The organism is Parasphingorhabdus sp. SCSIO 66989, assembly GCF_032852305.1.
GTDB classification, from domain to species: Bacteria; Pseudomonadota; Alphaproteobacteria; order Sphingomonadales; family Sphingomonadaceae; genus Alterisphingorhabdus; species Alterisphingorhabdus coralli.
In genome coordinates, this window is record NZ_CP136594.1 from 2,293,997 (window position 1) to 2,307,729 (window position 13,733).

14 protein-coding genes and 1 tRNA gene are annotated in these 13,733 nt (G+C 55.7%); 5 read left to right on the forward strand and 10 right to left on the reverse strand.

Annotation, left to right across the window (positions count from 1 at the left end):
* Positions 1 to 230 precede the first annotated feature (230 nt).
* The 5 genes from RB602_RS10710 to gspI form a co-directional block, all read right to left on the reverse strand.
* Positions 231 to 1,298, reverse strand: coding sequence for a Glu/Leu/Phe/Val family dehydrogenase (locus RB602_RS10710; protein WP_317080565.1), 1,068 nt, complete (start codon positions 1,296 to 1,298; stop codon positions 231 to 233).
* Positions 1,299 to 1,398: 100 nt separating this feature from the next.
* A tRNA-His gene (locus RB602_RS10715) sits at positions 1,399 to 1,475 on the reverse strand.
* 159 nt (positions 1,476 to 1,634) lie between these two features.
* Positions 1,635 to 2,624 (reverse strand): type II secretion system minor pseudopilin GspK, encoded by a 990-nt coding sequence (gene gspK, locus RB602_RS10720; protein ID WP_317080567.1) that lies wholly within the window; start codon positions 2,622 to 2,624, stop codon positions 1,635 to 1,637.
* Positions 2,621 to 3,355 (reverse strand): type II secretion system minor pseudopilin GspJ, encoded by a 735-nt coding sequence (gene gspJ, locus RB602_RS10725; protein ID WP_317080568.1) that lies wholly within the window; start codon positions 3,353 to 3,355, stop codon positions 2,621 to 2,623. The genes gspK and gspJ overlap by 4 nt, the downstream gene beginning before the upstream one ends.
* Complete coding sequence (gspI, locus tag RB602_RS10730) at positions 3,352 to 3,783, reverse strand: type II secretion system minor pseudopilin GspI (RefSeq protein WP_317080569.1); 432 nt, start codon at positions 3,781 to 3,783, stop codon at positions 3,352 to 3,354. The genes gspJ and gspI overlap by 4 nt, the downstream gene beginning before the upstream one ends.
* Before the next feature lie 121 nt (positions 3,784 to 3,904).
* On the opposite strand from gspI, the gene RB602_RS10735 reads away from it, so the two are divergent.
* Genes RB602_RS10735 through RB602_RS10755 form a run of 5 tightly spaced genes read left to right on the forward strand, consistent with a single transcriptional unit; the run spans position 3,905 to position 8,216 of the window.
* Positions 3,905 to 4,561, forward strand: coding sequence for a prolyl hydroxylase family protein (locus tag RB602_RS10735; protein WP_317080570.1), 657 nt, complete (start codon positions 3,905 to 3,907; stop codon positions 4,559 to 4,561).
* Between the two features lie 19 nt (positions 4,562 to 4,580).
* Positions 4,581 to 5,810, forward strand: coding sequence for an NRAMP family divalent metal transporter (locus tag RB602_RS10740; protein ID WP_317084502.1), 1,230 nt, complete (start codon positions 4,581 to 4,583; stop codon positions 5,808 to 5,810).
* Positions 5,811 to 5,825: 15 nt separating this feature from the next.
* Positions 5,826 to 6,587, forward strand: a complete 762-nt coding sequence (gene pxpA / locus RB602_RS10745; RefSeq protein WP_317080571.1) for a 5-oxoprolinase subunit PxpA — start codon at positions 5,826 to 5,828, stop codon at positions 6,585 to 6,587.
* The gene (locus RB602_RS10750; RefSeq protein WP_317080573.1) at positions 6,584 to 7,261 is read left to right on the forward strand and encodes a carboxyltransferase domain-containing protein; all 678 of its coding nucleotides are present in this window, start codon (positions 6,584 to 6,586) and stop codon (positions 7,259 to 7,261) included. The genes pxpA and RB602_RS10750 overlap by 4 nt, the downstream gene beginning before the upstream one ends.
* On the forward strand, positions 7,254 to 8,216 hold the full coding sequence (locus RB602_RS10755) for a 5-oxoprolinase subunit C family protein (RefSeq protein ID WP_317080574.1): 963 nt from the start codon (positions 7,254 to 7,256) through the stop codon (positions 8,214 to 8,216). Before RB602_RS10750 ends, RB602_RS10755 begins: the two co-directional genes overlap by 8 nt.
* Positions 8,217 to 8,252: 36 nt before the next feature.
* Here the strand turns inward: RB602_RS10755 and rpmE are convergent, their stop codons facing one another.
* The 5 genes from rpmE to rseP all read right to left on the reverse strand — a co-directional run bounded on the left by rpmE (position 8,253) and on the right by rseP (position 13,709).
* Positions 8,253 to 8,483 (reverse strand): 50S ribosomal protein L31, encoded by a 231-nt coding sequence (rpmE, locus tag RB602_RS10760; RefSeq protein WP_317080575.1) that lies wholly within the window; start codon positions 8,481 to 8,483, stop codon positions 8,253 to 8,255.
* A 110-nt stretch (positions 8,484 to 8,593) separates the two neighbouring features.
* On the reverse strand, positions 8,594 to 9,052 hold the full coding sequence (gene fabZ, locus RB602_RS10765) for a 3-hydroxyacyl-ACP dehydratase FabZ (RefSeq protein ID WP_317080576.1): 459 nt from the start codon (positions 9,050 to 9,052) through the stop codon (positions 8,594 to 8,596).
* Between the two features lie 35 nt (positions 9,053 to 9,087).
* Positions 9,088 to 9,780, reverse strand: a complete 693-nt coding sequence (locus RB602_RS10770; protein WP_317080577.1) for an OmpH family outer membrane protein — start codon at positions 9,778 to 9,780, stop codon at positions 9,088 to 9,090.
* The gene (gene bamA / locus RB602_RS10775) at positions 9,780 to 12,443 is read right to left on the reverse strand and encodes an outer membrane protein assembly factor BamA (protein ID WP_317084504.1); all 2,664 of its coding nucleotides are present in this window, start codon (positions 12,441 to 12,443) and stop codon (positions 9,780 to 9,782) included. The genes RB602_RS10770 and bamA overlap by 1 nt, the downstream gene beginning before the upstream one ends.
* A 156-nt stretch (positions 12,444 to 12,599) precedes the next feature.
* Positions 12,600 to 13,709 (reverse strand): RIP metalloprotease RseP, encoded by a 1,110-nt coding sequence (gene rseP, locus RB602_RS10780; protein WP_317080578.1) that lies wholly within the window; start codon positions 13,707 to 13,709, stop codon positions 12,600 to 12,602.
* Between the last annotated feature and the right edge of the window lie 24 nt (positions 13,710 to 13,733).

Consider the following 13,733-nt stretch of genomic DNA (forward strand, 5'->3'; position numbering starts at 1 on the left):
AGCGCTATTAGCCGCTTTTTCTGCGGTTAATGTGGCGAGCGTCACTCTCCCAATCAAGAAGTGACGCGCAATAAGCCCCTCCTCTTCAGAGGAGGGGTTGGGGTGGTGGCGTTCCTCAAGCACAGCGCAAGTGGTGATCCCCCACCCCGCTGCGACTAAACCTCGCTACGCTCGGTAAGTCTCACTGCCCCTCCCCTGAAGGAGGAGGGGAGAATTACACTCTACTAGCTTCAAGCCCGCCCGATACGCTTTTGCGCCATGGCATCGGCGACATTGGCGGCGGGCATATCGCGCTCGGCGCTTTCCTGCCAGATCGCTTTCAGACGTTCGGGAATACGCCCGACCCGCTCCATCACCTGTTCTCGTGAGCAAGGTTCGCCATCGCGCTGCGCAAGATATTCCAGCGCGACGCTGATGATACCGCCAGCATTGATGACATAATCGGGCGCATAGACAATGCCCTGTCTATGCAGCAATTGCGCATGCTCAGCCTTGGCGAGCTGGTTATTGGCACCACCAGCGATAATCTTTGGCTTCAGCCCCGGAATGGTCTTTTCGTCCAGTATCGCGCCCAGCGCATTGGGGCTGAAGACATCGGCATCAACGCCCATAATCGCATCGCTGGCGACATGCTCGGCACCCAGTTCCTCAGCCAGTGCTGCGGCGCGATCATTATTAACATCGGCCAGCACCAGCTTGGCACCATCGGCTGTCAGCAACCGCGCCAGGCCACTGCCGACGCTGCCCACACCCTGTATGGCAATACGCACATCGCGCACGCTATCGGTTTTGAGGCCCTCGGCGACCGCGGCCTTGACGCCAAGATAAACACCATGGGAGGTAAACGGCCCAGGATCACCGCCAGCGCTAGAGGCATCGCTGACCGGCAGGCCGGACACATAGCGGGTCCGCTGCGACACCGCGACCATATCGGCATCGGTAATACCGACATCTTCTGCGGTCACATAACGCCCGCCCAAGCCCTCAATCGCATCGCCAAAAGCGGCCAGCATCTCAGGTGTCTTGGTGCCGTTCTCATCGGCAAGGATAACCGCCTTGCCGCCGCCCATAGGCAGCCCGGCCATGGCGTTCTTGTAACTCATCCCGCGCGACAGGCGCAGAGCGTCGGTCACGGCATGTTCGCGGTGTGCATAATGCCAGAAACGGGTGCCGCCCGCGCCGGGGCCCAGAGCGGTAGAATGCAAGGCAATAATCGCGCTCAGCCCGGAAATGCGGTCATGCACAAAATGCACCACCTCATGATCGTCAAAATCCGGCAAATCCCAAACTGACGTCACAGGCTGCCCCCTTGCTGATTCCCAATTGCGTCATTCGGCACGGAACCGGTGACAGCGCGTTGTAATTCCGCACACCAACTTGGCTTTAACTCGGGGAAAATGGGGCGATCGAGGGGTCTCGAACCCCCGACCTCCGGTACCACAAACCGGCGCTCTAACCAACTGAGCTACGATCGCCATATCCCCGGCACTAAACCCTTGGTCCGCGCGGTAAATCGCTCTTTAGGGGCCGGTTTTAACCAGCGTCAAGCGGGGATTCGCTGAAGATGCGTTTCTTACCAATATTGCCCGATAGTGGAAGCGATATTTTCATAAGCCTCCGTAAAGACGAAATAATCAATCCCCATCCCAGACGCGCCAAACCACGCGCGGCGGATCAAGCCGACCATCGACCAGAGCACGCTCTTTGAGCAAGGCGTCACCGATGGTCACTCTGGTTTCCAGCGCATACCAGCGGGTATCCAGCACCGCCTGCTGTTGCACGTCGGAACTGATCTCATTCTGCCCAGATTCCACCGTCTGCCAGAAGTTGAATACGCTGGAGAAACCCTGTGGTGGGCGCGTTGCCAATATCTCGCGCACGCGGCTCACTGGATATTCGGGCGGCAACAGCATCGCGATCAGCGGAAACTGATCCTGCCGCAGCTGGTTGATATTGAGCTCGGACATTTCGGCAGCAGGTAAGGCGCAGAGCCAGGGCCGCAGCCGGTCAAACAGCACCTCATCCATACCGCGTATCGCACGCAGCTCGCCAATATCGTAAATAAGCTGTCCACCGGTGCGATGGGGTTCATCCTCGCGCAGATAAAAGCCGTCCTCGCCGCCGCCGGGGTTCTCCTGTTGGTCGCTATCAATCCAGTCGGCAATCGCCGCCGCCAGGGATTCCGCCTGACGCTGATCGATCTGCACCACATTGGCCAGTCGGGCAAATTGCTCCATCGCCGCCGGATTGCTTGCCAGACGGCCCTGCTGGCCGGTTACAAGCGAGTTGATATTGAAGCAGGTCGCACCATCACGCACCGTGATTTGCGCCGCACCGCGCTCAAACGGCAATTGCTGCTGAATGCCGTCTGGTGCGATACCAATTGGCGGCAACCGACCATTTTGCAGATTGAGATTGGCAATCTCCTGCAATACCAGCGACTCAATCCCGATCGCCTGCCAGCGTGCGGTCTCGCGGTCTGCGCCATTGACCGCCAACCGCGTTGCCAATGTCGAGCGCTCAAGCATCAAAGCCGCAATCACTGACAGCACCGACACCAGCAGCAGCACCGTCATCAGAGCAGCCCCGCGCTCGCTTTTAGGGAAGGAGATACGGCGGCTCATCGGCGGTACCCTGTGCCCACCGGTGTCATGATCCGCAGCGGCGCTTGCCCCTGACGGGTAATCGTCATTTCCATCGCCAGCGGTTGCTCAAGGATGTTTTCCGTGCGCCAGTCATCCTGCCACTGGCCAGTGACCAGCCGATAGCGCATGGTGATATCCTCGACATCATCGAAAATCACCGTCTCGCGCCCCGCCTCGCTGCCATCAACATGGGCAAAGGCAAAGCGGCTGAGCCGATTGTCCTCAAAACGATATTCGATCCGCTGGATATCGCTGCTCCCGGCAGCATCGCCCTCACCCAATATCTGCACGCCACCGCGCACCAGGCCTGCAAGCACCTCATCCTCGGCATGAAAGGCAGGCAGCGGATTGCCGCGCGCATCGCGCGCCGGGCGCTGCAGCGCCTGCGCCATATCCTGCCGCAAGATTGTCGTGAAACGGCGCAGAGTTGAGATCTCGGCAGACTTTTGACGCGCAGCATTTTCGCTATCGGCACTGATAGTCAGCAGCGCCAGCGCCGCACTGGACAGCAGCGCGAAGATAAACAGCGAGATCATAACCTCGATCAGGGTGAAGCCGTTAGCTTTACCACTATTTGCCGGGATTTGCCCCCGCCCTTCCCCGTTCGTGTCGAGCGTAGTCGAGACACAGCTCTCCACTGGCACCGGCCTCTCGACTTCGCTCGAGGCGAACGGAGATAGCAGATCAGCGAGAAGAGCTCTCACGCTCATATCTGCGGCGCCTGTTGCTGTTGCAGCTGGTCAAGCGGCGGTTGCAGCACTTCCGGGCTGCGGATCACTTCGAGCGTATAACCATTGCCGACAGGTCCACCCTCACCATTGCGCACGGTAATCCGCACGCGCAGCAACAGGCCTTCCGCCTCGGGGGTGACGGTCTGGTTCCAGACAAAATTGCGCCCGGCATTCTCCACCTCGCCTTCCTCATCGCCAATGCTGGGCGGCTGCGGCGTGGTGAGAATCTCGGTGGCGAGATTCTGCGCCACCAGCTCCTGCATCAGCCGGTCATCCAGCGTCGCCGTCTGCGTCACGGTAAAGCTGGTCAGCCGGATCAGCGCCAGCGCCGCCAGCCCGAAAATCGCCAGCGCGATCATCATCTCCAACAGAGTAAAACCCTGCTGGCGCGCATCCGTTCGACGCATAACTGTTCGACATGTAGGCAAAAAGGCGAAAAAGCGGAGCATAGGCGTGTCTATAGTTTGCTTGGCTACATATAGCGAGCGCCCACTTTGCTTTCGCGGCAATATCGCTAAAAGAACGGGCATGACCAAGACTCAGCCTGAGCTTATTGTCGGTGTAAATCAGGGCGATGCCGCGGCACTTGCGGCCAATCCTGCAGTGCAGAAGGTTCCGAACCCCAAGCTCGAACTGTTTATTTACAAGAACTTCCTTGATGCAGAGAGCTGTGCGCATCTTATCAAGCTGATCGATATTGATCGTCGTCCGTCGACCATCGCCGACCCAAATGGCGACGATTATTTCCGTACCAGTGAGACATGCGATCTCAACCATGACGACCCGGTGGTCGCGGCGCTGGATAAGCAGCTATCCGAGCTTTCGGGTATAGAGCAGAAATATGGCGAAACTCTCCAAGGGCAACGCTATGAAGTCGGGCAGGAATTCAAAGCGCATACCGATTATTTTGAACCACAGGGACAGGATTATGACCGCTATTGCTCGGTCGCCGGGCAGCGGACATGGACCTTCACTGTCTATCTCAACGATGTCGATGCAGGCGGTGCCACCCGCTTTAAGGCGATCAAAAAAACGGTGCAACCGGAGACGGGCAAGCTGCTTGGCTGGAACAACCGCCGCCCGGATGGCAGCGTCAACCCTTCAACCATCCATCACGGCATGAAGGTGCGCAAGGGGCTGAAATATATCATCACCAAATGGTATCGCGAAAAGCCATGGGGCTGATGCGCCTGTTGTGAGCAAAATGCCGCGCTATCGCCCGGGGCCGGCGCTGCTGGTGACCGCCGCCTTTATCGGTCCCGGTACCGTGACCACCGCCAGCATTGCCGGGGCCAGCTATGGCTTTGCGCTGGTCTGGGCATTGGTCTTTGCCACCATCGCGACAATAGTCTTGCAGAATATGGCTGGAACGGTCGGCATGACGCGCCGTCAGGGGCTGGCTGAAGCGATGCTGGGCATAGCAGGCGGCCAAGCGGGACGGATTGCAATTGCGGCATTGCTGCTAGTGGCGCTCGGCATTGGTAATGCCGCTTATGAAGCAGGAAATATTGGCGGTGCCGTCATCGGGCTTCAGCTTGTTCTGAGTGAGAATGCACCAAGCAAGACAGTCTCGATCCTGCTGGTCGCCCTGCTCTCTGTTGCTGCACTGCTTGCGCCCAATCGTCAGATACTCACCACGATCCTGACCGCTTTGGTTTTGGTGATGAGTCTGGCCTTTCTCGCAACCGCATTGATGGGTGGCATCGACCTGCCGGCCATGGCGCAAGGGTTACTGCCAACCATTCCCGATGGCACAACACTCAGTGCTATTGCGCTAATTGGCACCACCATCGTGCCTTATAACTTGTTCCTGCACGCATCATTGGCGCGGCAACGCTGGAACGAAGCTGACGCCCATTCTCTTGGTGAAATGCGCACCGACACCATAAGCGCCGTAGGATTGGGCGGACTGGTCTCCATCGCCATTCTCTCCACGGCAGCGACCCACATGTTTGCCAATGGCATGGCTATCGAAAGCCCCGCCGATATGGCGCGGCAAATTGGCCCCTTAGCCGGTTCCTATGCGCCCTATTTGCTCGGCATCGGCTTATTTGCTGCAGGCCTGACCTCAGCCATCACCGCACCGCTGGCCACCGGCATCATTCTTGCAGAAATTGCGGATAGCTTGTTGCCCCGAACCATCGCCAAATCCGCAATCGAGAAGATTGTCGCGATAGTGATCGTGCTTATCGGCGCAGCGGTTGCCATCAGCGGAACCTCACTCATAGCGATAATTATTACCGCACAGGCCGCCAATGGCCTGTTGCTACCGCTAGTGGCGATCATGCTCTATCGCTTGCGCTATCATCATAACGAAATCGAAATTATCGTGGCGGATAATAGACTTGTAAAACTTGCCGGACTGGCAGTTATTGCGATAACGTTGCTGTTGGGGGGCAGGCTGGTTGCATCCAGCCTCGGATTTTTAGGATGATGATTGGCGATGCGCATGGGCAGTATCGACCTCAATGCCGATCTTGGCGAAGCGGATGATCCTGGCGATCTGGAAGCCGACCGTGCGATGATGCCGGTTATTTCCAGCTGCAACATCGCCTGTGGCGGCCATATCGGCAATAGCGAGACGATGCGGGCAACGCTGCAACTGGCGCGCGACCATGGCGTCGCGGCGGGTGCCCATCCCTCTTATCCTGATCGCGCCAATTTTGGCCGACAGACAATGGATATAACGCTGCCGGAGCTGTTGCAAAGCCTGACCAGCCAAGTCTGCAGCCTGATCGATATGGGCCAGCAATTCGGCATTGGCCTGACGCATATCAAACCGCATGGCGCGCTCTATAATGATCTGGCGCGCGATAAAACGCTGGCACAACCAGTCGCTGCATCTCTTGCCGAAAATTTCCCCGGACTGGCGATTATCGGGCTGGCCAATGGTGCTATGCAAGCCGCCGTGGAGAAAGTGGGAAGCCGCTATATTGGCGAAGCGTTTGTTGATCGTCGCTATCTTGACAATGGCCATTTGCAGCCGCGTACTGAGCCGGGTTCAGTGCTGACCGATAGGGCCGAACAGGCCGAACAAGCGGTGGATATTGCACTACATAATCACGCCAACAGCGCCAGTGGCAAGCGTATTTCTATCCAAGCACAGACATTGTGCATGCATGGCGATACCGAAGGCGCTGCTGAAAATGCGGCGCATATCCGCCGGTCGCTCGAAACCCAATCGATCCAGATAGAAAGCTGGGCTGCATGAGCTATGCAACTCCCGGCCAGCTGATCAGTGGCGAGGACTGGCTCGCAATACCGTTGGAGGACTGGCAAGCCATGGCGATGCTGCAGCAGATGGCACAGGACCAATCGCTGTGGGAGGCTGTTGTTGCTGGAGAGACGCTGCTGACACTGCGCTATGATCCAGCCAAGGTGACAGCTCGCGAGGCACATAGCAGCGCGATCAGTCTGCTCCATAGCGCTAAGAAAAGTGTATCTTCTGGCGAATATGAAGCGTCACAGCAGCACCATCTGCTGCCACTCGTTGTAAACGCAGAAACCGCGCCGGAATGGGAAATGGTGGCCGAGCAACTGGGGATGAGCGCATCGCAACTCCCACAATGGCTGGAGCAAAGGGTATATCGCGTATCGCTAACCGGGTTTCAGCCGGGCTTTGCCTATCTTCAAGACATAAGTGCCGGTAATTTGCCCGAAATACCCCGTCTCGCATCACCACGGATTGCCGTGCACGCCGGAAGCCTGGGTTTTCGTGGGGCCAAGGCTTGTCTTTATGCCCATAAGGGCCCCGGCGGCTGGCCAATTATCGGTCGCTCCAATACGCCGCTTTTCCGTCCCGATAATCGCAAAGCGCCGGCGCTGCTCTCCATTGGTGATACCGTCTCATTCGAGATCCTCGACAGCGAGCATAACCATGTCTGATGCGGCTCTGGTTATTGATCAGCCGGGCCTGGCAATGTCGATACAGGGCCGCCCCTGGCGTAATATGCGTCATCAAGGCGTTCCCCTCGCGGGACCAGCCGACCCGATAGCCTGTGCCATAGCCAATTGGCTGGCCGGGAATCCTGCAGGCAGCCCCGCACTGGAATGGGCCGTATCGCGCTTCAGCGGCCATGCGACAACAGACATGGTGGTTGGAGTTGCTGGCGCGGCTGGCAATGTTGTTGTCAATGCCAAGCTGCAGGACAGCCGAAAGTCCATACGTCTTGCAGCAGGTGATCATTTCAGCATCAGCCCGTCGCGGCATGGTGCGAGGCTCTATCTGGGTGTAGCGGGCGGGTTCGCTGTAGACACTATTCTCGGCGCAACATCCACATATGCCGCGGCTGGCCTGGGTACCGCAGCAGATTGGCCGATGGAACATGGGGACAGTTTGCCACTGCGCACATCTGCCAAACCCGTAGCTGACCGCATATTGCCACAAAAAGCCCGCCAGAGTTGTCCTGCCAGCTATGTCTTGCGCTATGTCACTGCTGATGCAGCATCAGATAGAAGCGACAATGCGTCGCCCGCATCTTCCTGGCTCGTCACCTCACGCTTTGATCGTGCAGCGGTGCAACTAAGGCCAGAACCTCCTGAAAACATGAAACATTTTGGGCAAAGCACATCCGGTACTATGCCCAGCAACGCCGTTTTCACCGGTACTATTCAGCTACCGCCCGATGGGGAACCTTTGTTGATGGGTGTCGATAGCCGCACTACCGGCGGCTATACCATAGCAGGTCAGATTATCCGTGCTGACAGGCACTTATTGGGTCAGTTGCGCAGCGGCGACAAGGTCGAGCTAATCGCCACTAGCGCTGAGAAAGCGCGCGAAATATACGCCGAAAAGCTGGAGCTCTGGCGACGCTATCTGCCTGATCTCAGACTGGATTGAGGTAAACAGGCGCGCGCAATGGTGCGCCTGACCCGCTTATTTTTTCTTGAGCGAAAGGCCACCGAAACGCTTGTTGAAGCGTGCAACCTGACCGCCTTGATCCATCAGGCGCTGATTGCCACCGGTCCATGCCGGGTGCGAGGTCGGGTCGATATCCAGTTGCAGGGTATCGCCTTCCTTGCCCCAGGTGGAACGGGTCTGAAACTGGGTGCCATCCGTCATCTGGACAGTGATCATGTGATAATCGGGATGAATGTCTTTTTTCATGTCTCTTGTCTCCATGCCGCACTGGTTACCGACCAGCACAGTCTTGCGGGAAAGCGCCGCGCTTAACGGCTGCATCGCGAAATAGCAAGCGAAATTGGAAGTGCTTCAGCTTATGCTGGCGGATCAGCAATCATCGCAGTGAACGACACTTCACAAGCCGTCTTGTCACCGATTTTTGCCTCACCACTAAATTTGCAAACACGCGGACGTTTCTGCTCAAATTTGACATGCAGATCGAGCAAACAACCCGGCTCCACAGGCGCGCGGAATTTCGCGCCGTCAATCGCCATAAAGTAAACCAGCTTGCCGCTGTCGGCGAGGCCGAGTGTTTCCACCGCCAAGACCCCCGCCGCCTGCGCCAGCGCCTCGACAATCAAAACACCCGGCATAATCGGACGGCCCGGGAAATGGCCCTGGAAAAATGGTTCGTTGATTGTCACCGCTTTAACCGCATGAATTGACTCATCCAAAGTCAGTGTTTCGACGCGATCTACCAGCAACATCGGATAACGATGCGGGATCGCCGCCATGACCTTATTAATGTCATAGTTGCCTGACGTATCAGTCATGACGATCCCCCTTATCCTAAACAGATATGAGCGACTTAGCGACCGGTGGGCTGCTGTGTCGTGGTTTGTTGCTGCTGCTGTTGCTGCGCCGCGCGTTGCTGAAGTGCTGAGATAACCAGTATCTGCTGCACCCGCTGATGCAACTGCTGCCCTTGGCGGGATGGTTGCCAATCAGCAGGGACAGCAGTGCTGACTGCCGGCAGACGTGTGTTGAGAGCATTCACAATATCATTGGTTACGTCGGCTGCTGGCGGTGCATAAACGAAGGCTTCAGGTGTCAAAATAACAGTGATATTCTTGTCTGAGACGACCTGTTGCTGGGCAGCAGTGAACTGCTGTGTGATCTGCTCAAGCGCATAAATCTGTGCCAAAGCAATAGGCGCACTGAGAGAATCAATCTCGCGTTGAATTGAATTGATTTGTTGAAGCACCGGATTGTTTGCGCTTTGTGCTGCTGCCGCTTCCTGGTCACTAACTTCGCCATTACCGTCAGTATCCAACTGCTTGCCTAGCTCCTGTGCTTGTTGACGCTTTTGCTGAAGTGTCTGGATCTGTGAGGCATAGGTGGTTTCGATCTGCTGGTAAGCCGTGCCGCGGGCCTGGCTGGCAGCAATAGCCGTTGCCGGATCGGTCGTCGCAATACCGTTTACTTGCGCGATGGCAGGTGTCGCAGCCACTGCTGCTGAAGTCAGCAAAGCAGAAGCCAGAAGTTTTGTCATATGTTTCATCAGAATTGGGTCCCTACGTTAAATGTAATCAGTCGTGTATCGTCACCTACCTGCGATCTCACGTCATAGGCAAAGTCGATACGGAAAGGTCCAAAAGGCGAATTCCAGTTCACGCCGATACCGGCTGTAATCCTTGGAGAAATTGAGTCGCCTAAAAAGAGTTCCTGAAACGCAAGATCAGGGGTGTTTGGATTACCATTTGCGTCGACTGCGTCAAACGTCTCAATAATGTTGCCTTCATCATTTACGGTCAAATAGACCGGCTGTAATTCGCCAGTGTCCGATTGAATCGTGCGTTGAGGAGATTGCAGAATTGGTTGCACCACATCAAACACAGAGCCCACATCAACGAACAGAGAAGGCCTCAAACCTAATTCCTGCGCGCCAGAACCAAGCGGAATCTCAAGCTCTGCACGAGCAAAATAGTAGCTGCGCCCGCCAAGCGCATCATCCTGGAAGTTTCGCCGATTGGTCAGATTGGGAGTCAAGACAACGCTGCCATCGTCGGCGATGCTCCGATCAAGGCCTGAAGGGAAAACACGAATAACACGCGGACCGACGCCACGAATATCAAAACCACGAAATTGCGGTTGTCCCAGGAAGAAGCGGTCAATCAGGCGGACATCATCAATGCCATCAGCTTCTGAACCACGGTTCTCAAAGGGCTGAATATGGCCACCCTCAGCCTGAAGCGAGAAAATAAACCCACCGCCGACATTCCAGAACTTCCCAGCGTTGATACGGGTCCGCAAGAATCTGACTGATCCGCCTAAACCGGCAAAATCCTGGCTAATTGTGAAATTCTGACCGCGTGTCGGACGAATACGATTGTTACGGTCATCATAGATAAGCGAATATCCAATAGACGACGTCGTGCGGCTGCCAAGCGCGTCGCAAAGGAAGAAACCCGCTTGAACCGGATTACATTCGGTATCACCGTCACCGTCAATATCCGAGAAAAACTGAGACTCATCGACCGATACTTCATCAACCGCCAAACGATAATTGAGCAGCAAAGACAGAAACTCGTTCAACGGCGCGCCTACCCTGATTGTGCCACCAGTAGTTAACTGCTCAAACAAGGTATTGTTCTGGTTATTGAAGTTAAAGCTGTTCAGGTCGCGCCGGAAAATATCAGCACCGACCGAGATATTGCGATCGAACAGATAGGGTTCGGTAAAGCTGAGTTGAACACTGTTACGGAACTGCGAATAGTCAACTGCCAGTCCCAGCGTTTGCCCTTTGCCGCGGAAATTGCGTTGGCGGATTGATGCCTGGAGAATAAAATTCTCAATACTCGAGATGCCAGCAGAAAGCTGCAGTTCTCCAGTCGGTCGTTCCTGGACATTGGCTTCCAAGATAATCCGGTCGGCCTGCGATCCTTCCTTCTGATCTACTTCAAGGTTTTCCTGGAAGAAGCCAAGCGAGTTAATCCGGTTAGCTGAACGACGAACCTGGAAACTGTTAAAGGCATCGCCTTCGGTCAAGCGGAATTCGCGCCGAACAACCTTGTCCTGTGTCAAGGTGTTGCCATTAATATCAACCCGCTCAATGTACACACGATCGGTATCGGCAAGCAGGAAATTGATGTTCATCGTCAGCGATTCTTTATCGCGACGGAATTGCGGGCGCACATCGGCAAACGCATAGCCGAAAAGACCAGCTGTTTCGCTAATCTGCTCGACTGTATCCTCAACCAGCTTGGCGTTATACGGGTCGCCGCTCTTCATGCGCAGGCGGTTCTGCAGTGTCTCGCCGTCAAATTCGCGCAGTTCACTCTCAACCGTGACATCGCCGAAATTATAGCGTTCGCCTTCCTCCACCACATAGGTAATGATGAAATCACGCTTGTCGGGCGTAAGCTCCGCCACTGCAGAGACGACCCGGAAATCGGCATAGCCTTCGGTCAGATAAAACTGGCGCAATTTCTGCTGGTCAAAGGCCAGCTTGTCCGGGTCATAGGTGTCGGCAGAACTGAAGAACCGGAAAAAGCGCGATTGCTTGGTGACCATTTCGCTGCGCAACTGACCATCGGAGAATATCTCGTTTCCGATGATATTGATCTGCTGTACTTTTGACCGCGGCCCCTCATTGATCTCAAAGACAACATCGACGCGGTTCTGGTCCTGCTGCACCATCTTGGGCTCGACCGTCGCCGCAAAACGGCCTTGGCGTTTATACAGCTCGATGATCCGTGCAACATCGGCACGAACTTTGGTGCGGGTGAATATCTGTCTGGGTGACAGTCGGATTTCCGGAAGGATTTTTTCGTCCTTCAGGCGCTTGTTACCTTCCAGAATGACCCGATTGATGACCGGGTTTTCCTGAACCGTGATGACCACCGCGCCCTGATTGTTGCGGATGGAAACATCTCCAAACAACTCGGTGGCAAACAGATCTTTCAGCGCCTGGTCAGCCGCCTGCTGACTATAACGCTGGCCGACACGCAATTTCATATAAGAGCGGATCGTATCCGGCTCGAGCCGCTGTGACCCATTCACCGTGATTGAGCGGATAATCTCGCGTCCAGCAGCGGGAGCGGGTGCGGGTACGGGCGTCGGTTGCACCGCTTCTTCGGCAGGCGTTGCGCTATCCTGCGCATGTGCCGCCGAAGGAACACCTGCCAATATGGTTGTCGCCAGCAATGTCGACGCCAGAACCATTTTATGGCTATTGGCACCATGGCCAGACAATGTCTGGTCAAGCGATCTACGTGAATTCACCAAATTAACCCCAATAATCCCACTTGCCCTGTTTGAGCGTTACATCTCTGCAGGCGGCCCTCTCGCCAGCCCCTCTGCATCAACCCCACCAATGTTTCAACCCAAGAGCCGAAAAGATAACAAGTCATTCACCGTTACAACCACCATAAACAACAGCACAAAGGACAGGCCAAAGCGATAGGCCCATTCGGTTGCATTCGGCCCGAGAGGCCGACGACGCACAGCTTCAATCGCATAGAACAGCAAATGGCCGCCATCGAGCATCGGGATTGGCAGGAGGTTAATGAACCCCAAGTTAATTGAGATCAAAGCCACCAGATTGATGAAATTTGTCGGACCGGCTGCCAGTTGCTCACCCGACACCTGTCCGATTTTGAGGACACCGCCCATTTCCTTGATGGAACGTGTGCCAGTAATGATCTGGCCCAATGTGGTAACCATGAGCTTCACGACATTGATGGTCTTCTCGACGCCATAGCCCGGTGCCTCAATCAGCGAGACCGGTTCAATGATCTGCTTCGGGGGTGCGATGCCCAAAAGGCCATAGGGGCTTTTGTTGCCAAAACGATCTTCTGCATAGGCGGTGCCCAGTTCGATCTGCTTTTCCAATTGCACACCATCGCGCTCAATTAACAGGGTCGCCGCAGCGCCGGGCCAAGGCATGACATGCTGACGAATATCCTCAAAATAGCTTATGTCCTCGCCGTTAATCGCAAGAATGCGATCGCCCTCTTCCAACTGATATTCCGCAGCAGCAGTGCCCGGCTCAACATTTTCCACCAGCGGTGGCGTGACCACATTACCGTAAATCAGCGCAAAACCAGCAAAGATCAGAATGGCGAACAGGAAGTTCACCGCAGGGCCGGCGAAAACGATCGCTGCGCGCTGCAACAATGTTTTGGACTGAAAAGTCTGATTGCGCTCGGCTTCCGACAGATCGCTCATATCCGCATCGGGCTGACTGGCTGGGTTCATATCACCGGCAAATTGCACATATCCGCCCAACGGGATCATCGAGACTTTCCAGCGGGTACCGCTTTTGTCATTCCATCCGAAAATTTCGCGTCCAAAGCCGATGGAAAAGACATCGGCCTTCACCCCGCACCAACGCCCGACCAGATAATGCCCCATCTCGTGGATAAAAACGAGCGGCCCCAAAAGCAGCAGAAATGCGCCTACAGAAAATAAGAAACTCGGATTTTCCATTTAGGGGTTCAGCCTTTTCAAAAA

What these genes read in the sequence shown, in the direction of transcription:
- gspK (WP_317080567.1), bottom strand. Translation starts at nt 2,624, where the DNA reads ATGAGCCGCCGTATCTCCTTCCCTAAAAGCGAGCGCGGGGCTGCTCTG.
- gspJ (WP_317080568.1), bottom strand. Translation starts at nt 3,355, where the DNA reads ATGAGCGTGAGAGCTCTTCTCGCTGATCTGCTATCTCCGTTCGCCTCG.
- gspI (WP_317080569.1), bottom strand. Translation starts at nt 3,783, where the DNA reads ATGCGTCGAACGGATGCGCGCCAGCAGGGTTTTACTCTGTTGGAGATG.
- RB602_RS10735 (WP_317080570.1), top strand. Translation starts at nt 3,905, where the DNA reads ATGACCAAGACTCAGCCTGAGCTTATTGTCGGTGTAAATCAGGGCGAT.
- RB602_RS10740 (WP_317084502.1), top strand. Translation starts at nt 4,581, where the DNA reads ATGCCGCGCTATCGCCCGGGGCCGGCGCTGCTGGTGACCGCCGCCTTT.
- pxpA (WP_317080571.1), top strand. Translation starts at nt 5,826, where the DNA reads ATGGGCAGTATCGACCTCAATGCCGATCTTGGCGAAGCGGATGATCCT.
- RB602_RS10750 (WP_317080573.1), top strand. Translation starts at nt 6,584, where the DNA reads ATGAGCTATGCAACTCCCGGCCAGCTGATCAGTGGCGAGGACTGGCTC.
- RB602_RS10755 (WP_317080574.1), top strand. Translation starts at nt 7,254, where the DNA reads ATGTCTGATGCGGCTCTGGTTATTGATCAGCCGGGCCTGGCAATGTCG.
- rpmE (WP_317080575.1), bottom strand. Translation starts at nt 8,483, where the DNA reads ATGAAAAAAGACATTCATCCCGATTATCACATGATCACTGTCCAGATG.
- fabZ (WP_317080576.1), bottom strand. Translation starts at nt 9,052, where the DNA reads ATGACTGATACGTCAGGCAACTATGACATTAATAAGGTCATGGCGGCG.
- RB602_RS10770 (WP_317080577.1), bottom strand. Translation starts at nt 9,780, where the DNA reads ATGAAACATATGACAAAACTTCTGGCTTCTGCTTTGCTGACTTCAGCA.
- bamA (WP_317084504.1), bottom strand. Translation starts at nt 12,443, where the DNA reads ATGGTTCTGGCGTCGACATTGCTGGCGACAACCATATTGGCAGGTGTT.
- rseP (WP_317080578.1), bottom strand. Translation starts at nt 13,709, where the DNA reads ATGGAAAATCCGAGTTTCTTATTTTCTGTAGGCGCATTTCTGCTGCTT.